The organism is Elongatibacter sediminis (assembly GCF_037892215.1).
Classification (GTDB): Bacteria; Pseudomonadota; Gammaproteobacteria; order Xanthomonadales; family SZUA-36; genus Elongatibacter; species Elongatibacter sediminis.
Genome location: NZ_JAZHOG010000011.1, coordinates 1 through 23,193 on the forward strand (window position 1 = coordinate 1; position 23,193 = coordinate 23,193).

Annotated in this window: 23 protein-coding genes and 1 other RNA gene; 4 read left to right on the forward strand and 20 right to left on the reverse strand. The window is 63.8% G+C overall.

The features are described 5' to 3' along the window. Nucleotides 1-387: 387 nt before the first annotated feature. Together rnpB and rsmI are read right to left on the reverse strand one after the other, a co-directional pair. Nucleotides 388-738: RNase P RNA component class A (gene rnpB / locus V3330_RS15355), an RNA gene on the reverse strand. A 41-nt stretch (nt 739-779) separates the two neighbouring features. Beyond that, complete coding sequence (gene rsmI, locus V3330_RS15360; protein WP_354696327.1) at nt 780-1,619, reverse strand: 16S rRNA (cytidine(1402)-2'-O)-methyltransferase; 840 nt, start codon at nt 1,617-1,619, stop codon at nt 780-782. 136 nt (nt 1,620-1,755) lie between these two features. Between rsmI and V3330_RS15365 the strand changes: the two genes are divergently transcribed. The 3 genes from V3330_RS15365 to V3330_RS15375 are packed head-to-tail and all read left to right on the forward strand — an operon-like array spanning nt 1,756 to nt 4,655. Further along, entirely contained in the window at nt 1,756-3,678 is a 1,923-nt protein-coding gene (locus tag V3330_RS15365) for a penicillin-binding protein activator (RefSeq protein ID WP_354696328.1), read from the forward strand. Next, nucleotides 3,675-4,037, forward strand: coding sequence for a YraN family protein (locus V3330_RS15370; protein WP_354696329.1), 363 nt, complete (start codon nt 3,675-3,677; stop codon nt 4,035-4,037). The genes V3330_RS15365 and V3330_RS15370 overlap by 4 nt, the downstream gene beginning before the upstream one ends. A 33-nt stretch (nt 4,038-4,070) precedes the next feature. Continuing rightward, nucleotides 4,071-4,655, forward strand: a complete 585-nt coding sequence (locus tag V3330_RS15375; protein WP_354696330.1) for a BON domain-containing protein — start codon at nt 4,071-4,073, stop codon at nt 4,653-4,655. 7 nt (nt 4,656-4,662) lie between these two features. Here V3330_RS15375 and V3330_RS15380 read toward each other — a convergent pair whose 3' ends face one another. From V3330_RS15380 to glyA, 9 genes are read right to left on the reverse strand one after another with little or no spacing between them, the layout of a single operon-like run. After that, nucleotides 4,663-5,163 carry a phosphatidylglycerophosphatase A family protein gene (locus tag V3330_RS15380; RefSeq protein WP_354696331.1) on the reverse strand — a complete coding sequence of 167 codons (501 nt, stop codon included), beginning with the start codon at nt 5,161-5,163 and terminating at the stop codon, nt 4,663-4,665. After that, on the reverse strand, nt 5,163-6,170 hold the full coding sequence (thiL, locus tag V3330_RS15385; RefSeq protein ID WP_354696332.1) for a thiamine-phosphate kinase: 1,008 nt from the start codon (nt 6,168-6,170) through the stop codon (nt 5,163-5,165). Before thiL ends, V3330_RS15380 begins: the two co-directional genes overlap by 1 nt. After that, nucleotides 6,167-6,598, reverse strand: a complete 432-nt coding sequence (nusB, locus tag V3330_RS15390) for a transcription antitermination factor NusB (RefSeq protein ID WP_354696333.1) — start codon at nt 6,596-6,598, stop codon at nt 6,167-6,169. The genes thiL and nusB overlap by 4 nt, the downstream gene beginning before the upstream one ends. Then, nucleotides 6,595-7,062: a 6,7-dimethyl-8-ribityllumazine synthase gene (gene ribH / locus V3330_RS15395; RefSeq protein ID WP_354696334.1), complete on the reverse strand. Its 468-nt coding sequence runs from the start codon at nt 7,060-7,062 to the stop codon at nt 6,595-6,597. The genes nusB and ribH overlap by 4 nt, the downstream gene beginning before the upstream one ends. Before the next feature lie 4 nt (nt 7,063-7,066). Then, a complete protein-coding gene (ribBA, locus tag V3330_RS15400) occupies nt 7,067-8,278 on the reverse strand; it encodes a bifunctional 3,4-dihydroxy-2-butanone-4-phosphate synthase/GTP cyclohydrolase II (RefSeq protein ID WP_435791837.1) in 1,212 nt (403 codons plus the stop codon). After that, a complete protein-coding gene (locus V3330_RS15405) occupies nt 8,275-8,868 on the reverse strand; it encodes a riboflavin synthase (protein ID WP_354696336.1) in 594 nt (197 codons plus the stop codon). Before V3330_RS15405 ends, ribBA begins: the two co-directional genes overlap by 4 nt. Nucleotide 8,869: 1 nt before the next feature. After that, nucleotides 8,870-9,991, reverse strand: a complete 1,122-nt coding sequence (gene ribD / locus V3330_RS15410) for a bifunctional diaminohydroxyphosphoribosylaminopyrimidine deaminase/5-amino-6-(5-phosphoribosylamino)uracil reductase RibD (RefSeq protein ID WP_354696337.1) — start codon at nt 9,989-9,991, stop codon at nt 8,870-8,872. After that, entirely contained in the window at nt 9,988-10,515 is a 528-nt protein-coding gene (gene nrdR, locus V3330_RS15415) for a transcriptional regulator NrdR (RefSeq protein WP_354696338.1), read from the reverse strand. The genes ribD and nrdR overlap by 4 nt, the downstream gene beginning before the upstream one ends. A gap of 10 nt (nt 10,516-10,525) precedes the next feature. After that, complete coding sequence (glyA, locus tag V3330_RS15420) at nt 10,526-11,782, reverse strand: serine hydroxymethyltransferase (RefSeq protein WP_354696339.1); 1,257 nt, start codon at nt 11,780-11,782, stop codon at nt 10,526-10,528. Nucleotides 11,783-11,966: 184 nt separating this feature from the next. On the opposite strand from glyA, the gene ettA reads away from it, so the two are divergent. Beyond that, nucleotides 11,967-13,637 (forward strand): energy-dependent translational throttle protein EttA, encoded by a 1,671-nt coding sequence (gene ettA, locus V3330_RS15425; protein WP_354696340.1) that lies wholly within the window; start codon nt 11,967-11,969, stop codon nt 13,635-13,637. A gap of 4 nt (nt 13,638-13,641) precedes the next feature. On the opposite strand, the gene V3330_RS15430 is transcribed toward ettA, so the two are convergent. The 9 genes from V3330_RS15430 to V3330_RS15470 all read right to left on the reverse strand — a co-directional run bounded on the left by V3330_RS15430 (nt 13,642) and on the right by V3330_RS15470 (nt 23,077). Next, nucleotides 13,642-14,562, reverse strand: a complete 921-nt coding sequence (locus V3330_RS15430) for an NAD-dependent epimerase/dehydratase family protein (protein WP_354696341.1) — start codon at nt 14,560-14,562, stop codon at nt 13,642-13,644. Next, nucleotides 14,559-15,431 (reverse strand): glycosyltransferase family 2 protein, encoded by an 873-nt coding sequence (locus tag V3330_RS15435; RefSeq protein WP_354696342.1) that lies wholly within the window; start codon nt 15,429-15,431, stop codon nt 14,559-14,561. The genes V3330_RS15430 and V3330_RS15435 overlap by 4 nt, the downstream gene beginning before the upstream one ends. Before the next feature lie 26 nt (nt 15,432-15,457). Next, nucleotides 15,458-16,402 carry a class I SAM-dependent methyltransferase gene (locus tag V3330_RS15440; protein WP_354696343.1) on the reverse strand — a complete coding sequence of 315 codons (945 nt, stop codon included), beginning with the start codon at nt 16,400-16,402 and terminating at the stop codon, nt 15,458-15,460. Nucleotides 16,403-16,456: 54 nt separating this feature from the next. Continuing rightward, nucleotides 16,457-17,350, reverse strand: coding sequence for a glycosyltransferase family 2 protein (locus V3330_RS15445; protein WP_354696344.1), 894 nt, complete (start codon nt 17,348-17,350; stop codon nt 16,457-16,459). Continuing rightward, nucleotides 17,331-18,542, reverse strand: coding sequence for an ABC transporter ATP-binding protein (locus V3330_RS15450; protein ID WP_354696345.1), 1,212 nt, complete (start codon nt 18,540-18,542; stop codon nt 17,331-17,333). The genes V3330_RS15445 and V3330_RS15450 overlap by 20 nt, the downstream gene beginning before the upstream one ends. Further along, nucleotides 18,539-19,315, reverse strand: a complete 777-nt coding sequence (locus V3330_RS15455) for an ABC transporter permease (RefSeq protein ID WP_354696346.1) — start codon at nt 19,313-19,315, stop codon at nt 18,539-18,541. The genes V3330_RS15450 and V3330_RS15455 overlap by 4 nt, the downstream gene beginning before the upstream one ends. A 77-nt stretch (nt 19,316-19,392) precedes the next feature. After that, a complete protein-coding gene (locus tag V3330_RS15460) occupies nt 19,393-20,361 on the reverse strand; it encodes a peptidylprolyl isomerase (protein WP_354696347.1) in 969 nt (322 codons plus the stop codon). 236 nt (nt 20,362-20,597) lie between these two features. Continuing rightward, on the reverse strand, nt 20,598-22,319 hold the full coding sequence (locus V3330_RS15465; protein ID WP_354696348.1) for a hypothetical protein: 1,722 nt from the start codon (nt 22,317-22,319) through the stop codon (nt 20,598-20,600). 308 nt (nt 22,320-22,627) lie between these two features. After that, the gene (locus V3330_RS15470; protein ID WP_354696349.1) at nt 22,628-23,077 is read right to left on the reverse strand and encodes a hypothetical protein; all 450 of its coding nucleotides are present in this window, start codon (nt 23,075-23,077) and stop codon (nt 22,628-22,630) included. Nucleotides 23,078-23,193 lie beyond the last annotated feature (116 nt).

Consider the following 23,193-nt stretch of genomic DNA (forward strand, 5'->3'; position numbering starts at 1 on the left):
AAATGAGTAAGGGAACGAAGCCGTAGACCGTGTCCTGGAAGGGGCATGTCACAGCGCGCGGCGGACCTCAGTGGCACTCAGCCCTGATTTTCATGAGGCATAGGCTCACTTCCGGGCAAGATCAAGAACAGTAGCGAGCCCGGAGCCTGGTTGTTTTGGAAGGGCATGTCACGGCGCGCGGCGGACCTCAGTGGCACCCAACCCCTGATGTTCAAGAGGCGGAGATTCACTTTCGGGCGACACAGGCAAGGCAACGAGACCGAAGCCCGCTGTCTTGGAAGGGCTACATCACGGCGCGGGGAGGTCAGTGGCAGGTCACTTGCACGGCGGGCCTGTGCGGGCGGCTCAACGCCGGCGAACCGGGATTCGTGGCGTTGCTGGAGAATGAGTGGAAGCCGGCCTGTAAGCCGGGTTCTGTCGTGGACAGTCATTCATCTGGGGCCGCCGTCACCGGCGGCCTCGAGCGACCTACCCGAAAGCACCGCGGGCCGCGGCATTGCTTTCCTATTTGGTCTTGCTCCAGGTGGGGTTTACCTAGCCGCAGAATGTTGCCACCTGCGCGGTGCGCTCTTACCGCACCCTTTCACCCTTACCCCGCTTGCGCGGGGCGGTTTGCTTTCTGTTGCACTTTCCGTGGGCTCACGCCCCCCAGGCGTTACCTGGCACCCTGCCCTGTGGAGCCCGGACTTTCCTCCCCGGCGCGCCTGAGCACACCAAAGCGACTGTCCGGCCGGCTTCCGTGTCCATTGTCGCCCAGTCGGGCTTGAAAAAACAGCTTGTCAGTCGCCCGAGCCGGCATCGAGCAATTGATAGAGGTCCCGCCGGGAGACCCCGAAGAAACGGGCGGCGACCCGTGCCGCCTGGCTCCCGGAGAGGTGATTCTGCAAGACGCGGCCCAGTTCCAGTGCACGCTCCATCTGCACATCGCCGTCCGGCTCGGCGCCGGCGACGACGAAAACGAACTCCCCCTTTTGCTGCTGCGCATTGCCCGCCACGAGAGCGCGCAGTTCCCCCAGCGGTCCACGCAGGACGGTTTCGAACTGCTTGGTCAGTTCCCGACACACCGCCGCGTACCGTTCAGATCCAAATGCCGCTTCCAGGTCCGCGAGACACGAAAGGGCCCGGTGACTGGATTCGAAGAAAACCAGGGTGCGTGATTCGTGCTGCAAGCGCTCGAGCGCAGCCCGCCTGGCTGCCTGCCTGGACGGCAGAAACCCCTCGAATACAAAACGGTCCGTAGGCAGGCCGGCGGCACTGATGGCGGCCATCAGGGCACTGGGACCCGGCACCGGACGGACCGCAATACCCGCATCGATGGCGGTTCGAACCAGTCGATAGCCCGGATCCGACACCAGGGGCGTACCCGCATCGGACACCAGCGCGATCGATTCGCCGTCCCGCAGGCGTTTCACGAGTTGGGGCGCCATGGCCTCTTCGTTGTGCTCGTGCATGGCGAGCAGGGTCCGGTCTATGCCGTAGTGCGCCAGAAGCACGCGCGTTCGCCGCGTGTCTTCCGCCACGACGACATCCGCCTCCCGCAGCACCCGGTCCGCCCGGTGGGTCAGGTCGGCCAGATTGCCGATCGGCGTGGCCACGATGAACAATTCCCCGCTGGGCATGCAATGATCCTGGGTTGGTTGCCGTTGCGGCTTCATTATGGATCATCCGGAGCCGGCCTGCGGTATCATCGGGTTACCCAGACGCAAGCGTGGCCGGCGCCGATCGAGGCCCGTGCCGACGGAGTTGCACAGCCTCATGTCATCGAATTCGAACAACCCGTCCTACACGTTTCGGCCCCTGTTGGACCGATTCGTTTTTCCTTTACTGGTCCTGGTGGTGCTGGCCTCCTGCGCCGGAGCACCGCCGCCGGCTCTCGATGTGCCGGCCGCCGAGGACCCGGAAGCCGCATTCGCGCAGGGCCGCTATGAAGAAGCCGCCCGGGCGTGGCAGCGCGAGGCGGTGACCGCTCCCGCGGTTGATGCCGATGTATTGCGCATCAACGCCGCCAACGCCTGGATTCTGGCAGGACAGCCCGCGGCCGCGGCCGACGCCCTGCGTTGGGTCAGTCACGAGGCGCTGCCGGAAGCGGACCGTGCCCGTCTGAACCTGTTGCTGGCCGATCTCGCGCTGCGCGACGAACGCGCGGAAGACGCCGAAATGCTGCTTCAGGACATCGGGCCGGAATTGCCGTTCACCTGGCAGGAGCGGTATCAGCAACTGCTGGCCAATACCCGCCGTGCGCTGGCGCGGCCGGGCAGTCGCAATCTCTCCGAAGCGCGCGCGATCAGTCAATCCCTGTCCACCTACCAGCCGGACCGGGCGCTCTCACTGCTCGAAGCACTGGAACGAATTCCATCGGGAGAACTGGCCTGGCGTGCGGAGAATCCACGCGCCGACCGGGAGTTCACGGGCTGGCTGGACCTCGCCCGGGTCATCCGCGCACACCTGGTCGAGCCCGAAGGGCTGGAAAGCGCGGTCGATGCCTGGAAAGGGCGCCACACTTTTCACCCCCTGACCCGCACTGAAGCTCTCGATCTCTGGCTGCGCTATCGTCAGCGGTTTACACCACCACCCAACGTGGCCGTGCTGCTCCCTCAGTCGGGCCGCTACGAAGCGGCCGGGCGTGCCATCCGCGACGGTATCGTGGCAGCCTATACGGACCGACCGGACGGCTCGGAATTGCATTTCTTCGCCGCGGGTGACGACCCGCTGGACACGCCGTCGGCCTACTTCGAAGCGCGCGAAGAAGGGGCGCGATGGATCGTGGGTCCGCTGCAGCCGGAATCCGTCCAGGCGCTGCTCAACCTGGCCGGCCTGGCCACTCCGGTGCTGGCGCTCAATCGACTCCCGGCCGGCTTCCTGCCCGCACCCGGATTGCAGGGACAGGTTTACGGGATTGCCTTGTCACAGGAGGACGAAGTCAGAGCCATCGCGCGCGAGATGCGCGCCCGCGGACTGTTGCGCGCCCTGGTGCTGGCCCCCGAATCCGAATGGGGCGAACGGATGGCGGCCGTGTTCAACGACGAATTCCTACGCGAAAACACTGAAATCGTCGCTTCCACCCGATACCTGGAAAGCGAAAATGATCACTCCGCGGTACTCGAGCGCCTGTTGCAGATCGATGCCAGCAAGGCGCGTGCGCAACGGTTGGAGAACACATTGCAAATGGATCTGAATTTCGAGCCGGTGCGGCGGGACGACATCGACGTCATATTCCTGGCCGCCAGCGCCAGCCAGGGCCTGCTGCTCCGCCCACAACTGCGGTTCCACTCGGCCGGCAGACTTCCGGTTTACGCCACCAGCCGGATCTACTCCGGCGTGCCCGACCGGGCGCGCGACCAGGACCTGGATGGCGTGCGGATTCCCATCACTCCGCTGCAGCTGCGCGCGGATGAAACGGATACCTACGCAGCACTGCCCAGTGTCCGCAACGGGTCGTTCGCCCCGTTGTACGCGCTGGGCCGCGACGCCTGGTCCATTCTGCCCTGGCTCGAACTCATGAAACGCGATCCCGATTTTCGTTTTCACGGCGCCTCCGGCACCTATCGCGCATCCCCGGACGGCAACCTGGCCCGTGAGCCGACCTTCGCCGAATTTCGCGGAGGACGCCCGGTGCCCGTTCCGGCTCCGGACCGGCAGGCGGGTTTGCGAACGACCATGGCCGGCGCGGGGCGGTGACTGGCGCGGCCGCCGCCGGATCGGACTGGGAACGTCGCGCGGAATCTTTTCTGCGAAACCAGGGTCTCAGACCTCTGGCGCGGAACTTCAGTTGCCGGCTCGGTGAACTCGATCTCATCCTGCTGGACGGTGGATGTGTCGTCTTCACCGAAGTACGCTATCGGCGCGACACCCGACACGGCACCGGCGCCGAGACCGTGACCCCGGCGAAGCAGCAGCGCCTGCTGCGCACCGCCCGGGTCTGGCTGCAACGCCATCGGCGGCACGCCCGTCTGCCCTGCCGTTTCGATGTCGTTTCGATGTGCCACCGCAATGGCAGCCTGGAAGTTGACTGGATTCGCAATGCTTTTACCGCCTGAGGCGGTAAACCGATTGAAACGGAGACCCCAACCATGATCCTGTTCCACACCCCGCCCTCCATGTCCGCAGGCGGTTTCAGACGTGCCATGGCATGCCTGGTACTGGCGGTGTTCGTAATTACCGGCTGCGCACCCCAGGAGCAGCGCCGCAGCGTGGGAACGGTCATCGACGACCAGACCCTGGAGGCGAAAGTCATCGATGTCCTGTTTTCACGGCCGGATTTCGACGCCCAGGACCACGTAAAAATCGAAGTGCACAGCGGTACCGTTCTGCTGGCCGGCGAAACCCGAAGTGACGCCAACCGGGCCCTGGCCAGCGAACTTGCCGGAAACCTGAAAGGCGTGCGGCGGGTTGTCAATGAACTGGCCGTCATGCCGCCGGCACAGGGCAGCGGGCGCCTCAGTAACAGTTACATCACATCCAAGGTGAACACGGCGCTGACCACCCAGAATCCGGTGGTCGGGGTGGATGCGACCCGCATCAAGGTGCTGACCGCACGTCGAATCGTTTACCTGATGGGCACGGTCACCCGGGCCGAAGCTGACGCCGTCGCCGAAGTGGTGCGCAACGTCGGCGGCGTGGAAAAAGTCGTCAAGGTATTTGACTACACCGACTGAACAGGTCTCAGGAAACAAACCACAGGCGTGCGGGAATCAACAGGGCCAGTGCATACAGGGCGGCCACCACATCGTCGATCATGATCCCCAGACCCTCGCGGAAACGGTGTTCCAGGATTCGGATGGGCCAGGGTTTGACGATGTCGAACAGGCGGAACAGCGCGAAGGCGGCCAGCCACCAGCCCCATTGCAGCGGCACGAAGACCAGCACGGCCCACAGCGCAACCATCTCGTCCCATACGATGGCTCCGGGGTCCTCGGAGCCCAGGCGGCGCGCCACCACCGAGCAGCACCACACACCCAGGGCGAAAAACACCACCCACAGTATCCAGAACTCGAGCGGGGCAAGTTGCATCAGTGGCCAGGCCAGTGGCAGGGCGGCCAGACTGCCCGCGGTTCCAGGCGCGACCGGCGCCAGACCCGAACCCAATCCCAGGGCGACGAAACCGGTTGGAGTACCAAAAGCCAGCCGCCTGGCGGAACCACGTGACCGGACGTCTTCTGCCATCACGCCGGATCGCTCCGAAAGTGATCCCAACCCGCCGTACGGGGTGAGAATGCGGCACCGTCCGCATCGATACAATCCAGCCCGGCACCTTTCCGGATACGCCCGATCACGGTGAGCGCGACGCCCGCAGCCTCTTCGAGCGCGCTCAGATCGCCGGCGGCATCCGGCACCGTGAAGCACAATTCGTAATCATCTCCGCCACCCAGCTGCAGGTTCCATCGCGACTCCAGAGTCATGCCGGAAAATACGGGTGAATCGGGAAGCCGGTCGAGCCACAATTCGGCACCGAGCCCCGACGCATCGAGGATGTGTCCGAGATCGGCCGCCAGACCGTCGGAGATGTCGATGCAGGCATGGGCGACGCCACGCAGGCACCGACCCAGGGCCAGCCTTGGCCGCGGCCGATGCAAACGCCGGAAAGCTTCAGTGGTTGCCGCGTCTTCGAGGGCCGGGGATCGTTCCGGCCAGCGCAGGGCTCGCGCCGCCAGCCCCGGCATGCCCGAGACCACGATCCGGTCTCCCGGTTGCGCGGTGCTTCTGAGCAGCGCCTGGCCACGGGGTACCTGACCCAGGGCCGTCACGGTGACGCTCATCGGGCCACCGGTCGTGTCGCCTCCCGCGAGTTGCGTCCCCTCGGAGCCGGCCAGTTCGCCCATGCCCGCGGCGAACGCGCCCAGCCACTCGCGATCGGGCGGCGGACCGGTCAGGTTGAGGAAATGCCAGGCCGGGGTCGCGCCCATGGCGGCCAGATCACTGAGGTTGACCGCCAACGCCTTGTAGCCAATGTCTCCCGGTGCCGCATCGGCTTCGAAATGCACTCCGGCCACCAGGGTATCGGTCGTGACCACCAACTGGCATCCCGGATCGACATCGAGCACTGCCGCATCGTCGCCAATCCCCACGGCCGCCGGCCGGGGCACGTCGTTGTCGTATCTGCCGGCGGCATCGGCAAGATGGCGAATCAGATCGAATTCACCAGGTTTCGGTGTGGACTCTTCCGCACTCATCCGACCTCGTCCGGCCGCCATTCGCGCGCGGCCCGGTCCAGCACCGCATTGATCCAGGCATGCCCCTGCTCGGATCCGAACCGATGAGCCAGATCAATGGACTCGTTCAGGATGACCCGATGCGGCACGTCCGGCGCATGCAGCAACTCCCAGGCTCCCAGGCGCAGAATCGCACGTTCCACGGCATCGACCTGTTTCAAGGGGCGGTCGAGAAACGGTTCCAGACGGGCATCCAGCGTCTCGGCCTCGTCGATCGCGCCGGCGACCAGGGCCGCGAAATAGTCCGCATCCACTTCGCTGAGGTTCTGCGCTTCGCGAAACTGGGCCAGGATGTCAGCGGCCGGCTGTTCGGTGAATTGCCACTGGTACAGCGCCTGGACGGCGCGGCGGCGGGCACGCTGGCGGCGTTGACTCCCTCCCCGGCTCATGGCGCCGGGTTAGCCGGATACCGGTCGCCGATCACCCGGAGGGTTTCCAGTGTTTCCAGCGCGGTCACGGCCGCATCGAATCCCTTGTTGCCTTCACCGGTTCCAGCCCGTTCCAGCGCCTGCTCCACGGTATCGGTGGTCAGCACGCCCATGATTACCGGCAAGTCCCGGTCCAGCGCGACCCGGCCCAGCCCGGCCGAACATTCGCCGGCGACGAAATCAAAATGGGGGGTCCCGCCACGAATCACCGCGCCGAGTGCAATGACGGCATCGAAGCGGCCCGTGCGCGCGAGCCGATCCGCCAGCAACGGCAGCTCGTACGCACCCGGAACCCAGAACAACGGGCGGCTGGATTCGGGAAGATTCTGACGCGCAAGAGCGTCCTGGGCACCGTCGACCAATTGCTCCACGATAAAGTGGTTGAATCGGCTCGCCGCGAGCGCGATCTGAATTCCGTCCGTCACGATGTTATGCCTCCGAGGTTCGGGGATTGTCACCGGAAGTCACCCCGGGCAATTCGGCCGGGTTGACGTATTCGACAACCTCGAGACCAAAACCGGCCAGACCGGTCAGTTTCCACGGTGCGCTGAGCACCCGCATCCGGCGCACACCCAGATCATGAATGATCTGCGCGCCGATTCCATAGGTACGCAGTTCCCGCGAGCGCCGATCGTCTCCACCCGCGCCGACCGACGGTTCCGGTTCCTGCTGGATCAGTCGCAGCAGCTCCTCATCCGAACCGTGCCCGCCGAGCACCAGCAGCAAACCGGAGCCGGTCGCATCGATTTCAGACAGCGCGGTGCGAATCGGCAGTCCGAAATCAGGCCGCCGAATCGACAACACATCGGATAAGGGATTCTGCACGTGCACACGAACCAGGAACGCATCTTCGGGAGCGGGCTCACCACGCACCAGCGCCAGGTGCAGACGGCCTTCGATCGTGTCCCGGTAGGTGTGCAGCAGGAATGACCCGAAGTCGGTTGCGACCTCGTGACAGGACACGTGCTCCACGGTTTTTTCGGTTTCCAGGCGATAGCGGATCAGATCCGCGATGGTACCGATCTTCAGGCCGTGTTCCACGGCGAATTTCTCCAGTTCGGGGCGCCGCGCCATGCTGCCGTCTTCGTTGAGAATCTCGACCAGTACGGCGGCCGGCTCCAGTCCCGCGAGCATCGCCAGGTCCACGCTGGCCTCGGTATGGCCGGCGCGGGCCAGCACCCCGCCCGGCTGAGCCATCAGCGGAAAAATATGCCCCGGCTGCGACAGGTCGGTCGGCGTGGCGTCCGGCTGCACGGCGGTCCGGATGGTGTGTGCCCGGTCGTAAGCGGAAATGCCCGTGGTCACACCCTCGGCAGCTTCGATGGCGACCGTGAAATTCGTCGCGAACCGGGCCTGGTTCTGGTTCACCATCAACGGCAGGTTGAGTTGCTGACAGCGTTCGCGTGTCAGGGGCAGACAGATCAGTCCACGACCGTACCGGGCCATGAAATTGATGGCTTCCGGCGTGACCTTGTTGGCCGCCATGATCAGGTCGCCTTCGTTCTCCCGGTCCTCATCGTCCATCATCACGATCATGCGGCCCGCGCGGATGTCGTCCAGCAACTCGGGAATCGAGTTCAGTTCACGTTCTTCACTCACAGTTTCTCTCCAGGGCGCGGCGTTCGCGCTGGCGAAATTCATGAATATTCTCCCAGACGCTCCACGTAGCGCGCCAGCAGATCGATTTCGATGTTGACGCCGTCGCCCGCGGCGAGGCCGCCGAGCGTGGTCACTTCGAGCGTGTGAGGAATCAGACAGACCGAAAACCGGTCCGCCTCCGCACCGTTCACGGTCAGACTCACTCCATCGACACACACCGATCCCTTGCGCGCCACATAGCGGCCCAGGCCCCGGGGCAATTCGAACTCGAATCGTTCGGCGCGGCCGTCGGGTTTGCGCGAGATCAGGGTGCCCACGCCGTCGACATGGCCTGTGACCAGGTGGCCACCCAGTGGCTGGCTGAGGCTCAGGGCCGGCTCCAGATTCACGCTGCGGCCTGCGGTGACGGTACCCAGTGTGGTCAGTTCCAGGGTTTCGGTCGAAACGTCGGCACAGAAGCCGTCGACTCGCGGTTCGAGCATGGTCAGGCAGGCTCCGGAAACGGCGATGCTGTCGCCCTCCTGGGAGGCGGACAGGTCGAGCGACCCACTGTTGATGTGCAAACGGCTGTCCGCGCCCATGGGTTCAATCTGGTGCACGGTGCCGCGCCCGAGTACGATTCCGGTAAACATGTCACTCATCTCCCGCCGCGTCAGCGGATTCACCCGTACCGGGCGTCAGCCGCAGTCGCAGATCCGGTCCCACCGCGCAGGTTTCAATCACTTCGAGGTAGGTGCGCCCGGCCATGGATTCAAGTTCGCCCAGGGCGAACGGTCCCGGACCGCCCTCCCCCAGCAGGACCGGGGCGAGGTACACCAGCACTTCATCCACGAAGCCACCGCGCAACAGACTGCCGCACAATCGGGCGCCGGCTTCGACCTGCACTTCATTGATGCCGCGCTCGCCCAGCCCGTCGAGCAGCGCACCGAGGTCCACGCCGTCCACCGAACCCGGCAGGGGCAGGCACGTCACTCCCGTATCCGCGAGTTCCGGCGGAATCGCACTGTCCGCCAGACCGGCGATCAGCGCCGTACCCGGATCGTCCAGCACACGGCTGCCGGGCGGTGTACGCCAATGGCTGTCCGCGATAACCCGCAGCGGTCGCAATGGCGGATCTTCCACCCGGGCCGTCAGGGAGGGATTGTCCGCCATCACGGTTCCGAGCCCCGTCAGCATGGCGCAGGAACGGGCCCGCCAGGCCTGCACGTCACGGCGCGACGCAGCGCTGGTAATCCATTTGCTGTCACCATTCGACAACCCGGTTCGCCCGTCCAGACTGATGGCTGCCTTTACCCGCAGCCACGGCCTGCCGCTGCGCATGCGTTTGAAAAACCCGGCATTCAGCGCCTCTGCCTGATCCCCGAGCAGCCCCGTTTGAACGGCAATACCGGCGGCGCGAAGCCGCTCCAATCCGGTTCCGTTCACGGCATGGTTGGGATCGACCGAAGCGACCACCACCCGCTCGATCCCGGCTTCGATCAGGCGGTCGGCACAGGGTGGCGTTCGCCCATGATGACTGCAGGGTTCCAGGGTGACGTAAGCCGTCGAGCCTCGGGCGGCCGGGCCGGCCTTGTCCAGTGCAGCGACTTCCGCATGCGGCCCGCCCGCCACCTCGTGCCAGCCTTCGGCCACTACCTCGTTCCGGACCGCGAGCACGCAACCGACACGAGGGTTGGGCCGGGTCGTATTCATGCCCAGGGCCGCCAGCCTCAGAGCCTGCGACATGCTGGCATGGTCGAAAGCCGAGAAACTCATTTTCGGCGCCGCTTGACCGTTCGGCGCGTCGTTTCCAGCAGATCGATCTGGCGCTGGTCGCGATCCCCGGGCGGGGTTCGCTCAAGGCGCTCGATGACATCTCGAAACGCCTGCATGTCTTCGAAACGCTTGTATACCGACGCGAAGCGCACGTATGCCACCTGGTCGAGCCGGCTGAGTTCACGCATGACCCATTCACCGATGAGACTGCTGGGAATCTCCGCCTCCTCCACACCGCGAATTTCACGCAGCAGGGATCGAACAGCACGTTCGACTTCACGCGTCTCCACCGGGCGTTTCTCCAGGGCGCGCAGCATGCCCTCGCGCAGCTTTTCTTCCGAAAAGGCCTCACGCGCCCCGTTGGACTTGATGATGCGTGGCGCCTTGAGCTCCGGCGCTTCGAACGTATTGAAGCGTGAACCGCAGGACAGGCACTGGCGCCGCCTGCGAATTTGCATGCCGTCCGCCGTCAGCCGCGAGTCGACCACCCGCGTTTCGTCATGACTGCAGAACGGACACCACACGTCATATCACTCAGCTGCGATAAACCGGATGTTTACGGCACAGGGACACGGCACCTTCGCGAGCGCGCTCAATGACAGCCTCGTCTCCGATGCCGTCGAGCACGTCGCAGATCAGCCCCGCCAGTTCCACGCAATCGCCCGCCGAAAATCCCCGCGTGGTCACGGCCGGGGTGCCGATGCGCAGACCGCTGGTCACGAACGGCGAACGCGGCTCACCGGGAACCGTGTTTTTGTTCACGGTCATGTGCGCGCGTCCCAGGGCGTCTTCAGCGTCTTTTCCGGTGTATTCCTTGCCGATGAGATCCACCAGGAACAGGTGATTGTCGGTTCCGCCCGAGACGATCCGATAACCCCGTTTCATGATGGTTCCCGCCATCGCGCGCGCATTGTCGACCACGGCCTTCTGATAATCGCGGAACTCCGGTTCCAGGGCTTCCTTGAACGCCACCGCCTTGGCCGCAATCACGTGCATCAGCGGGCCACCCTGGGTGCCGGGAAACACCAGCGAATTCAGTTTCTTGTGAACAGCTTCATCTTCCTGGGCCAGGATGATGCCGCCGCGCGGTCCGCGCAGGGTCTTGTGGGTGGTGGAGGTTGTCACGTGGGCGTGCGGTACCGGATTGGGATACACCCCGGCCGCAACCAGTCCCGCCACGTGCGCCATGTCCACCACGAACCAGGCACCGACCGAATCCGCGATCTCGCGCATACGCGCCCAGTCAACCACCCGGGAGTAGGCCGAAAAACCGCCGATGATCATTTTCGGGCGATGCTCCTGGGCCAGTGCCGCGAGCGCATCGTAATCAATCAGCCCGGTTTCCGGATCCAGCCCGTACTGAAAAGCCTTGAACAGGCGGCCCGAAAAATTCACCGGGCTGCCGTGGGTCAGATGCCCACCCTCGGACAAATTCATGCCGAGCAGCGTGTCGCCGGCTTCGAGCAGAGCGAGATAGGCAGCCGCGTTGGCCTGTGAGCCGGAGTGCGGCTGCACGTTGGCATACCCGGCCCCGAACAGCTCGCGGGCGCGCTCGATCGCCAGTTTCTCGGCGACATCGACATTCTCACAACCGCCGTAGTAGCGCCGGCCGGGATACCCTTCGGCGTACTTGTTCGTCAACACCGAACCCTGGGCTTCCATGACCCGCGGGCTCGCATAATTCTCGGAAGCGATCAGCTCGATATGGTCTTCCTGGCGGCTGCGCTCGGCCTCGATGGCGGCAGCCAATTCATCGTCATATCCGTCAATCCGGTAACTGTCGTCGAACATTCTGGGTTTCCGTTTCGGCTTGGGTGACTGGAGAGGGTCGGCGGCCGCCATGCGGTGCCGTTCCCGGCATACCGGCCAAGCCCGCCATTCTACCACCGATTACCCGCCGGCCGCCGGGCTGAATGGCTGGAAAGCACGTGTCCGATCCCGCATAATTCGCCGTCCTTCAAACACATGCATGACAATGAGCCAGTATATCTACACGATGATCGGGGTCAGCAAGACCGTGCCACCGCAGCGGACCATCATCAAGGACATCTCCCTGTCCTTTTTTCCGGGGGCGAAAATCGGCCTGCTTGGCCTCAACGGCGCGGGCAAGTCCACCGTATTACGCATCATGGCCGGCGCGGATCCCGATTTCGACGGCGAGGCCCGGCCCCAACCGGGTATCCGCATCGGCTACTTGCCGCAGGAGCCCGAACTCGACAACGAAAAGACCGTCCGCGAGGTGGTCGAGGAAGGCGTGGCCGAAGTTCGCGACCTGTTGCGGCGCTTCGACGAAGTCAGCATGAAATTCGCGGAACCGCTGGAAGACGAGGAAATGAACGCCCTGCTGGCCGAACAGGCCGAATTGCAGGAAGCCATCGAGAATGCCAATGGCTGGGAACTGGAGCGTACCCTGGACGTGGCAGCCGATGCCTTGCGGCTGCCGGACTGGGATGCCGGCGTGGACAAGCTGTCGGGCGGCGAGCGGCGGCGAACCGCCTTGTGCCGGCTCCTCATTTCCAATCCCGACATGCTGCTGCTGGATGAACCGACAAACCACCTGGACGCCGAGTCGGTCGCCTGGCTGGAACGCTTCCTGGCTGAATTTCCCGGCACGGTGGTCGCCGTGACCCATGATCGATACTTTCTGGACAACGCCGCCGAGTGGATTCTGGAGCTCGACCGCGGACACGGTATTCCGTGGAAAGGCAACTACTCCTCGTGGCTGGAGCAGAAAGACCAGCGCCTGCAGCAGGAAGCCAGCCGCGAGAAAGCACGGCAACGCTCCATCCAGGCCGAACTCGAATGGGTCCGGTCCAACCCCAAGGGCCGGCAGGCCAAGAGCAAAGCCAGGCTGGCACGATTCGACGAATTGAACAGTCAGGAACACCAGAGCCGCAACGAAACCCGCGAAATTTTCATCCCACCCGGTCCGCGCCTGGGAGACCAGGTGATTGAAATCGACCACGTCAGCAAGGGCTTCGGCGATCGTCTGCTAATCGATGATCTGAGCTGCCGTATTCCTGCCGGAGCCATCGTGGGCATTATCGGCGGCAACGGCGCCGGCAAATCCACCCTGTTCCGGATGATCACGGGACAGGAACAGCCCGACAGCGGCGAAATCCGGATCGGTTCGACCGTGGATATGGCCTACGTGGATCAAAGCCGTGACAGCCTGGACGGCGAGCGGACGGTGTGGGAGGAAATCGCCGACGGCGAGGAGACGATTACGGTGGGCCGATTCAGCACGCAATCACGCGCCTACGTGGGACGGTTCAATTTTCGGGGCGCGGACCAGCAGAAACGGGTGAAAGACCTGTCCGGCGGCGAACGCAACCGCGTTCATCTGGCCAAGCTGCTGCGCTCGGGCGGTAACGTTCTGCTGCTGGACGAACCCACCAACGACCTCGACGTCGAAACCTTGCGCGCGCTGGAAGAGGCGCTACTGGAATTTCCCGGATCTGTGCTCGTCATCTCGCATGATCGCTGGTTTCTGGATCGCATCGCCACCCACATGCTTGCCTTCGAAGGCGACAGCCACGTGGAATGGTTTGAAGGCAACTATTCGGAATACGAGGCGGATCTGAAACGCCGCCTGGGAGACGCGGCGGATCGTCCACACCGCATGAAGTACCGCAAGCTCGGCTAGGCATTCAGCCCGGCAGCAGTTCAGCCGTGCTGGCGGGCACAACGAAGTCCGCGGGGGACGGGTGAAATTCGCGGGGCGCATGCCCGCTGCGGGACCAGATGCCCCCGTCGTCGAAAACCAGGTCACGATTCTGCCGCCAGACCATCTGCGTGCTGGCGGCGGAATCGCGCTGGAACACCCCGGCCAGCGAAACAGCCGCGGCCAACGCCGCGGGCGGCAAACCCATCACCCGCGGCGGCAGATCGAATGCTTCGAATACACGTTCCGTCATGACCCGGAAGGAAATCGTCTCACCACCGGGCACCACCGCCTCGGCCGGAAAGTCCGGCAGGGCTTCCAGCGCCCGCATCGCCAGTGCAGCCAGATCATCCGCGTGCACCGGCTGGCGCAGACCGGATGCCGGACCTGCCACGGGCAGAAAACGGAAGCGGCGAACCCAGCGCGCGATCCGGCTCAGATTGGCGTCCAGACCACAGCCGTAAATCAGGGTGGGGCGCAGCAGACACAGCATGCCGGCCCGTTCGGCGCAGGCCTGACGAAGACGGTCCTCCGCTGCGCGCATGCTGGCCATCATCGACCGCTCCTGTTGATCGGGCGAATCCGCCTTGACCAGAACGCTACTGGACGAGAAGCACACGACCCGCGCCCCTTCTCGGCAGAACGGAACCCACTCCGGGGCCAGACCGACCGGACCGGCCGACACCAGCGCGTCCGGACGCGTGTCCGCGGCCGCGCTGCCGGACTCCGAACCGAGATCAGACGGATGGATCCAACTCAGGCGCCCTCCGGCACGGGCCGGCTCCCGGCTCTGTCCCGGCCGTATCCGCCGGCTCGGAGCCAGTATCCGGCAGCCCGCCCGTAGCAGGCGCGGCAACAGAAACACGCCCAACTGGCTGGTACCTCCGGTCAGCAGCACGCACTTCATCGCTTGAGCCACACCCGCGGCAGGGTCAGAACGTAGTGGAGCCAGATTGCACAACCCAGCGCCCAGCGGCAAGGGAGGTTCATTCCGCTGCGGTAGTGTTTGTTGAAAAATCGCTGCATGCCGCGATGCTTCTGGCGATGTACCCACCAGCGACGGCTGCGTGACGATGTTCCCTGCTCGTGCAAGGCCGAGGCCCCGGGCACATACAGGCATTTCCAGCCCTTCTCCGCCAACCGGTACATCAGGTCGAGGTCTTCGAAATGCATTTCAAACCCGGTATCGAAGCCGCCAATCTCCCGGAAAGCGCGGGTTCGGACCATCATGCAGGCGCCGGAAACAGCCTGCGCCTCGACGATATCCGATGGCAGGGTCGACGCATCGGGTTCGACACCCCGGAAGGCGGGAAGCCAGCGGCCCAGGCGTGACAGTCCCGTGCCCGTCGTCAGAGCCCGCCAGGGATCCGGAAACCGGCGCACGGTGGCCCGTTGCACCACACCCCCGTGATCCACGATACGCGGGCCCGCCAGGGCGGCCCCGTGTTCTTTCTCCAGTGCCCCGCGCAAACGGGCCAGGGCACCCGGGTGCAACTCGCAATCCGGGTTCAGGATCAACAGCCACTCTTCTCCGGCGTCGGCCGCACAGGCGTTGACCGCGCGGCCGAAGCCCAGGTTCTGAGGATTTTCCAGAACGGACAGACGCTCGTTGCGCGGAAAACGGCTGCGCAGCACCTGACAACTGCCGTCACTGGAGTCGTTGTCCGCGACCACCACGTGCAGGGGTTCACGTTCGGCCAGCACCGCACCCACACAGCGCAGGAGACCGGCGCCGGCGTTGTAGTTCACGATGATGACGCGTGTCGAAGCGGGCACGGTCCGGGACTCGTCCGGTCTGCGGGTCAGCGGCGCCCGAACCAGCGCCGCCACCAGGGCGCCCGGCCCGTCTGTTCCCGGCTGCCGTCGTTCACAGGAGATGAGGTGGAGCCGCCGGCGCTGCACGATTCAAGCTGGGCTCGCAGTAACTCGATTTCACGTTCACGCTGTTCCAGCACCGCGCCCGCTTCCATGTTTTTGCCGATTTCGTGGTGGTAATGGCGGTACACGCTTTCGACGGCATCGTCGAACAACCACAATCCGGCCTGCAGGGGAGGCAGCGCTTCACGGCTGGCCGCGCAGATCGCGATGAAATACATGGCATCGCCGCCGGGTCCTTCGAGCCGTTCGATGCGATCGTCCCGCTCCCGGTGCACCTCGAACCCGTCCGGCGGCGCGCCATCGACCGGCCATATCTGCGAATGAAAGGCCAATCGCTGACCGAGCAGCCGCACAGCGGGAAACTCGGTGGCGAGCAGGCGCTCCAACTCCGGCCGGTACAGTTCCCGCACGTGAAACGGATTGCGGTTCTTCATACGATCCGTGTAGATGGCCTTGTCGGGCGAAGAAATGATCAGAAAGCCATCCTCGGCCAGCACCCGGCGAAACTCCCGCAACAGACGCTCTTGCGACTCCAGGTGCTCCAGCGTCTCGAAGCTCACAACGGCCCCGAAGCTGTCGTCCTCGAACGGCAGGTCACAGCAATCCTCCACCCTAAACGAAAGCCGCTCGCTTCGATAACGCTGCCGCGCGTGCTCCACGGCTTCGCGGGCGATGTCCACCCCGGTCACGGTCCGCGCGCGGGCGCTGAGCAGGTGGGAACCGTAACCTTCGCCACAGGCGGCATCCAGTACGTCACGGCCGCCAACCCATTCGGCCGCGAATGCATAACGGTGCAGATGTTCGTAACGGATTTCGCGCACGCATTCCGGCGTATAACGTTCGCCGGTGAATTCCATGGGTTTACTCACAGGATGCCGTATCCTCATTTGTACCGGGCCGCAGCGCTCCGGACTGCCTGCATATCATACGCCCAGGGCCTCCCGGGTCAGGACTCCCGCCTGCTCCAGAGCCCGAACCACGGTGGTACGGCGCTCCGCCAACGGATCGTCTTCGATGAAGGCCTTGACCCGATCCAGATAGTCCGGATGACGGTCCAGCACCCGCTGCATGGCGACCGGGTCCGGAGCGAGACCGAGCGGTCCGAAGGACTGGCCGCCCACGTGTACGACATAGACATCGTCACACAACACGTTGCGCCACCCGGCCGCGCGCACGCGCATGGAGAAATCATTCTCTTCTCCATAGCCCAAACCGAAATCGGGATCGAAATACCCGACGGCATCCAGTGCCGCGCGCCGGACCGCCATGCAGAACCCCACGGCGGTGGGCAGGTCCGGATAAACCGCATCACCGGTGGCGGCCACGATCCGGGCCACGGAATCGGGATCGGACGGTATCGGGTTCACTGCGCAGAACCGGGGCAGCGAAGCAATCTCGCCATTATTGGTCCACGGCGTCGCCGTCGCGATGCCGGGATCGGATTCCAGGCAACGGGTCAATCCTTCGAGCCACCCGGCGGTTACGACCGTGTCGGAGTTGAGCAGGACGACATCACCAGTCACCGCCTGCATGCCCCGATTCGCGGTGGCGACAAAACCCCGGTTTCGCGGCTGACGCTCGAGATTCCACAAGGATCCTGCCCGTTCCAGCCAGCGGTCCAGCACCCCGGCTACCCGGCGATCGTCCGATGCGTCATCGACCAGCAGAACCCGAGCCCCTGAAGGCAGGGTTCCGTACAACGACGCCAGGCAGGCATCGAGCGCTTCCGGTGCGTTGAACACCGGCACCACGACAACGGGCCAGGGTATCGGGCGTTCACGCCCGCGACCCGGAGTTTCACCGCGACGATTCGGCATCACCCGGTCCCTCGTCCGTCCATTCGTGCTCCAACCGCACCATGCCAAGCTCGCGGCTCTCGCCACGAACCAGAAAACGCTGCTCGGCGGTGTCGAACAGGCGCAGACCTTCAGGGTCCATCGCGTGGCCGCGAAGGCTGTACAGTCCCGGCAGCAGGGGCGGTGCCCTGAACCGCACACGGAACCGGTAGTGGTGTTCATCCACGCGCTCCGGCCGCGCGCCATCCTGATCGCTGGCTACGCCGTATACCGGGGTGCCATCTGCCCGCACGATTCCAACCAGCGCGACCGGCGCCCTGCCGTCGGGCGAATGGAGCACCAGTTCCAGGCCGAGATCCTCGCCCGACGCCAGCCTCACCTCATCTCCGGACCGCGGCGCGACATCCATCGATTCAATGCGGTACAGGCCTGATTCACCCCGCGCGGTGGCGCGTTGCCGTTTTTCCTGCGCCCCTCGCGATTCGTGCCAGGCCAGGTAGGATTGCGTGACTTCGAAAACATCGCCCTGCAACTGCGCCCGCCCGTCCTGCAACCACAGGGCTCGCCGGCAGAGCTTTTGCACCTGGTACATGCTGTGAGAAACCATCAGCAAGGTGTTGCCGCGTTCGAGAAAAGCCTCGATCCAGCGAATGCATTTTTTCTGGAACGATTCATCGCCGACGGCCAGCACTTCGTCGGTGATCAACAACTCGGGATCCGATGCCGTTACCACGGCGAATCCCAGTCGCACGACCATTCCGGAAGAGTAATGCTTGACCGGTTCGTGAATGTAGTCGCCGATATCCGCGAAGGCGAGTATGTCGTCCAGCTTGCGCTCCAGCCGGCGCGGACTCATGCCCAGCAGCGAGGCCTTCATGCGGACATTGTCCAACCCCGAAAACTCCGGCTGGAATCCCGCACCCAACTCCAGCAGTGCCGCGATGCGCGCATTGACCTCGACCGAGCCGCGACTCGGGCTGATCACGCCGGTCAGTATCTTGAGCAGCGTCGACTTGCCGGCTCCGTTCTCGCCGATGATGCCGAAAGACTCACCGGGCCGGATTTCAAAACTCACATCGTGAAGGACTTCAGCGCCATCCTGAGGTTCGCGCCCGGCCAACAGGGCCATGAATGCGCGCATGCGTTCGCCGGCCCGGTGAACCCTCGGGTAGAATTTCGATACCCCGTCGACACGAATCAGCGGCGCATTCACAGGAAATCCTCGAAATGGCCGCTGAGACGGCGAAAGAAGCGCAAACCCAGCCAGAACAGCAACAACGCGGAGACGGCGATGGCGATTCCGGCCAGACCGGGGTGCAGTTCGCCCTGCAGCGCTGCGGCGCGGACGAAGCCGACAAACCACGCCATTGGATTCCACGCAATCACTTCCGCCAGGCGGTCCGGCAGATAGGTGGGGCTGTAAAGTATGGGGGTGGTGAAAAACCAGAACGTCATCAACGGCGGCAGAATCTGGGCGACATCCCGCACAAATACCTGCAGCGCACTCATCACCAGCCCGATTGCCCCGGCCAGAACGGCCAGCAACACCAGAACGGGGAGCATCGCCACCACCCCTAGCCAGTGAATGTCCGTACCCGTCAGGGACAGTACGACCAGCACCGCGGCGTAGCCGGCCATGTTCATCAGGAAGGTAGCAACCACCATGGACAGCGGCAGCAATTCACTTGGGAAGGCGACCTTGCCGATCAGCGCGGCATTGGCCCGTACCGTCCCTCCGGCCTTCAGCACCGCCTCGGAGAACGCCGTCCAGGGCCAGAACGCGACCGCCAGATAGGCGACGAAGCCGACATCCAGCGAGTCAGGTACGCGGGCCTTGAAAATGGTCGAGAAAACGAACGCATAGACGGACAGCAACATCAGGGGCTGCAGGATCAACCAGGCGAACCCGGTCAGGTTCTCCAGGTAATCCTTGCGGATCGACCGGGAAACCAGTTGCCAGAAGATGGGATGGGCGAGCCGTTTCACTGCTGCGCATTGTACGCCGTTGGGATGAACGGGGCCGCCCGGCCGGCGGCCCGTCCACTGCCATGGATTCGTTTGGGCTACTCGTCCGCCGCGGTCTCTGCGTACGGGTCCTTGCCGAGGTCATCACCGAAATGACGGCGCGCCATGACGTCGACTGAACCTTCCGGAAAGACCACCGGATCGAGCACGAGTTTTTGCAGGTAGCGTGTTCGGTAACCGCTGATGTGCTCATGCTTCATGCGGGCGACCGCCTCGTCCTTGACCTTGTCGTACGGCCGGACGATGGATTCATAGCGTTTGTCGAGGCGAATGATGTGGTATCCGTAGGCGGTCTTGACCGGATCACTGATCTCTCCCGGCTCTTGCAGACCGAAAGCGGCTTCCTCGAAAGGCTTGGCCATCTGGCCGCGTCCCACGCGCATGTACTGGCCCTTGTTCTGGACCTTGGCGGGGTCGTCGGAGTATTCGAGCACCAGCGCTTCGAACTCAGCTGGGTTTTTATCCAGCCGCGCCTTGAGTTCCCCGGCCAGTTCACGGGCGTCCGAATCACCACGCTCCTCGGTACCGATGAGAATGTGGGTCACGGTCAGGCGCTCGCCAGTGGAATAGCGCTCGGGATGGGCCAGGTAATCTTCGTAGGCCATGGCCTCGTAGTCGGCCTCGGGCGCCCGGCGGCCGAGTTCTTCCAGCCAGGCTTCAGCCAACTCCTTCTCAACGGCCTGTTCGATACGGGCCCGGACCAGAGGATCATTCGCATAGCCGTCGGCCCGGGCATCCTCGGCCACGATACGCGCGTTGAGCAGGCTGCGGACCATCTGGTCGACCTTGGCGCCGTCCCGGATGAACAACAGGCGGTGCTCCTCGGGAATCCGGTTGAACGCCGCGTCAATGTCGTGCTGGGTCAAGACCGCGTCGCCCTGGTAGGCGAGGACCTGTTCGGGATCGTTCTTGTCCACGGAGCTGGCATCGGTCGACTGTGCCTGCGCCTGGGTCATGGCGGCGAATGCCAGCAAGCACAGTGCCAGGGGGTGCATGATTCTTATCATGGTGAACCTCTTGTTGAATTGCATGTTGGGGCCGGCTTGCCGTGATGGCGGCTGGCTATCGGACCCAAGTGAGACAAAAGCGGCGCTCAGAGGTTCACAGTTCCCTGTCCCACCGCTGGGCAAGCCATGCCGGAATTTGTTGGCTCCAGACAAACGAAGGGGCTGCGATGAGCAGCCCCTCGTTTTTCTTGCAGGGCCTTGCGGCCCATTGTCTTACGACGTACGTAACGCGTCGATCAATCGATCGACCGGCTCGGATACGAGCGACGGGTGTTGGCCCGGTGATCGAACAGTCCACCGTAGTTGGCCAGCACGCTGGCTTCCGGCGTACCCAGGAACCCGTTCTCGTACTGAACGGCCCAGAAACCGGTAACCGGCAGGCCAACCAGGCCAGCCCAGTCGACGTGATCCGGATCGGCACCGAAGTTGATCCGGGCCCAACCGTTGTCGGCTGCGTTGCCGATCGTGTAGAGCAGATCGGACGTGGTGCCGAAGACAGGACCGTCGCCGAAGCGCAGGACGTTGACTTCGTAGCACAGCTCGAACGGAGCCTCAGGAGGCGTGGAGCCACCCGGAGGTGCCGGCGAGACGATCGGCGGACGATCGTTTCCGGGGGTATCCGGACCCGCATTTTCTTCGCGGTCCCAGATTTCCAGACCGAAGGCTTCGCAGGCTTCGCCGTCAAATACCGAGGTGAACGGCTCGCGGCCGGCCACGGTGAAGACCTCTTCGTACGTGCACAGCACCCAGTCTTCCTGTACGTCAGGAACGCCGTTGCTGTTTTCGTCGTCCTGGTCAACGCTGTCGCCGTCGAACGGACCATTACGGCTCGGGAACGGTTCGCCCGGAATCCAGCCACCGCAACCCGGATCGTCGAGCTTGGGCTGCCATTCGCTGGACTGCAGGTCGGTAACCATCGGATCGACGTAGAAGTTCTTCGTCGGGAAGGTCACGATCCATTCCGAAGCAGCGTTCAGGCCGGCTTCGATGTTGTACTCGTTCATGATGTACTCATGCATGAACGTCGCGGAGATCGCGTCGACACCACGCAGGTAGCTCAGCTGAACGGCCCGATCCTGAGGCACACCGAAGAACACGGTAGCCGTGCGCTGGTCACCGTCGTTCAGGCTCGGACGCTCGTTACCCGGACGGAAGTGGTTACCGTCAGAGTCCTTGTCGTAGCCCTGGATGGCGCGAGCGTTGTAGGCGTGCATCGTGCCCTTGCCTACATTGACCACGGCGGCACCACCGAACAGACCGCCGCTGTTGCGGGCGATGTCCAGGGTTTCGTCGTCGAGCCACATGCCGTCGTCACCGGACGCGAAATCGGTCCAGTTGTCGACCAGCTGCATGCAGTCGGCCGGAACCTGCTTGCCGTCTTCGAAGATGTGCGTGGCTGCATCAGCGGAACCCAGACGCTTGGCGGTCTCGGTCTCGTTGGTCAGCGTGCCCATTTCGATGACTTCGAAGTGACCTTCGGAAGCACGAGCGATATCCGTCGGGCCACCGTCTTCGTAATCACCGGTGTAGGCGTACGGCAGGAATTCCTGCAGACCGAAGTCCAGACCCGCGTCGATGCCGTCACCGTAGAGGTACGGAACCGTGCAGGTGGTATCCGGAATGATCAGGTGCGGAACACCAGCCTGTGAGGCATCGACGGAACCGCCGTCGACAATCGCGGCCACCCACACGTCCCATGCGGACATGTACATGTTGAAGTCGAGGACTTCACGCGAGTTGTAACCTTCGAGGAAACGGACTTTGACCGCCTTGGCGCTGTCGGTGGTGTTGACCACGGACAACAGGGTGTCATTACCGTCGTTGCTGGTGTAATACGGATAGATCAGGACCTGGCCCAATCCGTCCGGATTCAGGTTGACTGCCTGCGCGCTACTGGCAATACCGGCGGCGCCCGCCAGTCCTGCCAGCACTGCAGCTGTCAGATTTTTTCTATTCATTACAACACTCCTAGTTTGTGTACACAGGGCTTCGCGAACCAACCGGAACCGCTCGCGACCTGCCCAACTCCAAAGGCAAACGTGACCTTGGTCCGGTCATTCGCGCGTCAATGTTACGATAAACGAAATTTCAACGCAACAATGCACCCCGGCTCAGTCATGGATGCACGGAGGCCCGAAACCCTTGTCTCCATGCGCTTTCACGGTGCATACATTCTACCGGCACCCGCCGTCGAATCGCGCGGAAAGCCGGATGGAAAGTCGAGCCGGGCGGCGCCGGCTGGCTGTGCGGTCCATGGCGGTTCGAACTACTCGTCCGGAACGAACCACCACTGCCCATCCGTGCGCACCCACCGCTCTTCGATCAGCCGCTCGCTGTCCCACCTGGGCACACCCGGTACCGGTGAACCAATGCGGTAGCCCACACGGGTTGTAACGGTACACCGATCGCCTTCACATTGGCTGCCCTCCACGCTTGCGGAGGTCCACTGGATGCGTCGGGTACGCAATGCAATTTCGAAATCCACGCGGGAATGGGCCGAACGATATCCCGGTGAGTAGTAGGCATAGGCGGAATCCAGGTCGACGCTGAGTAAGGCTTCCCACCTCTGTCTGGCCCGTTCTTCCGCCGTGGTTCCCCCCTGAGGCTGGGTCGCGCACGCTGACAACAGGGCCACCACCAGAGCCATCAGGGCCATTCCGGAATACCGGCCTGCTGCTGACAGCCGGGCCGAAGGCACGAATACGGATCGAATCATGACGATCTTCCTTGCGAATCTGTGAATGAAAATTTACTGAGTTTTACGTGACTTAAGCCGCCACGCGCGCCACAAGCCACTCGATTTCCGATTTCCGCCGCTCCAGCCGATGCGTG

What these genes read in the sequence shown, in the direction of transcription:
- rsmI (WP_354696327.1), bottom strand. Translation starts at nt 1,619, where the DNA reads ATGCCCAGCGGGGAATTGTTCATCGTGGCCACGCCGATCGGCAATCTG.
- V3330_RS15365 (WP_354696328.1), top strand. Translation starts at nt 1,756, where the DNA reads ATGTCATCGAATTCGAACAACCCGTCCTACACGTTTCGGCCCCTGTTG.
- V3330_RS15375 (WP_354696330.1), top strand. Translation starts at nt 4,071, where the DNA reads ATGATCCTGTTCCACACCCCGCCCTCCATGTCCGCAGGCGGTTTCAGA.
- V3330_RS15380 (WP_354696331.1), bottom strand. Translation starts at nt 5,163, where the DNA reads ATGGCAGAAGACGTCCGGTCACGTGGTTCCGCCAGGCGGCTGGCTTTT.
- thiL (WP_354696332.1), bottom strand. Translation starts at nt 6,170, where the DNA reads ATGAGTGCGGAAGAGTCCACACCGAAACCTGGTGAATTCGATCTGATT.
- nusB (WP_354696333.1), bottom strand. Translation starts at nt 6,598, where the DNA reads ATGAGCCGGGGAGGGAGTCAACGCCGCCAGCGTGCCCGCCGCCGCGCC.
- ribBA (WP_435791837.1), bottom strand. Translation starts at nt 8,278, where the DNA reads ATGAATTTCGCCAGCGCGAACGCCGCGCCCTGGAGAGAAACTGTGAGT.
- V3330_RS15405 (WP_354696336.1), bottom strand. Translation starts at nt 8,868, where the DNA reads ATGTTTACCGGAATCGTACTCGGGCGCGGCACCGTGCACCAGATTGAA.
- ribD (WP_354696337.1), bottom strand. Translation starts at nt 9,991, where the DNA reads ATGAGTTTCTCGGCTTTCGACCATGCCAGCATGTCGCAGGCTCTGAGG.
- glyA (WP_354696339.1), bottom strand. Translation starts at nt 11,782, where the DNA reads ATGTTCGACGACAGTTACCGGATTGACGGATATGACGATGAATTGGCT.
- ettA (WP_354696340.1), top strand. Translation starts at nt 11,967, where the DNA reads ATGAGCCAGTATATCTACACGATGATCGGGGTCAGCAAGACCGTGCCA.
- V3330_RS15430 (WP_354696341.1), bottom strand. Translation starts at nt 14,562, where the DNA reads ATGAAGTGCGTGCTGCTGACCGGAGGTACCAGCCAGTTGGGCGTGTTT.
- V3330_RS15445 (WP_354696344.1), bottom strand. Translation starts at nt 17,350, where the DNA reads ATGCCGAATCGTCGCGGTGAAACTCCGGGTCGCGGGCGTGAACGCCCG.
- V3330_RS15460 (WP_354696347.1), bottom strand. Translation starts at nt 20,361, where the DNA reads ATGATAAGAATCATGCACCCCCTGGCACTGTGCTTGCTGGCATTCGCC.
- V3330_RS15465 (WP_354696348.1), bottom strand. Translation starts at nt 22,319, where the DNA reads ATGAATAGAAAAAATCTGACAGCTGCAGTGCTGGCAGGACTGGCGGGC.
- V3330_RS15470 (WP_354696349.1), bottom strand. Translation starts at nt 23,077, where the DNA reads ATGATTCGATCCGTATTCGTGCCTTCGGCCCGGCTGTCAGCAGCAGGC.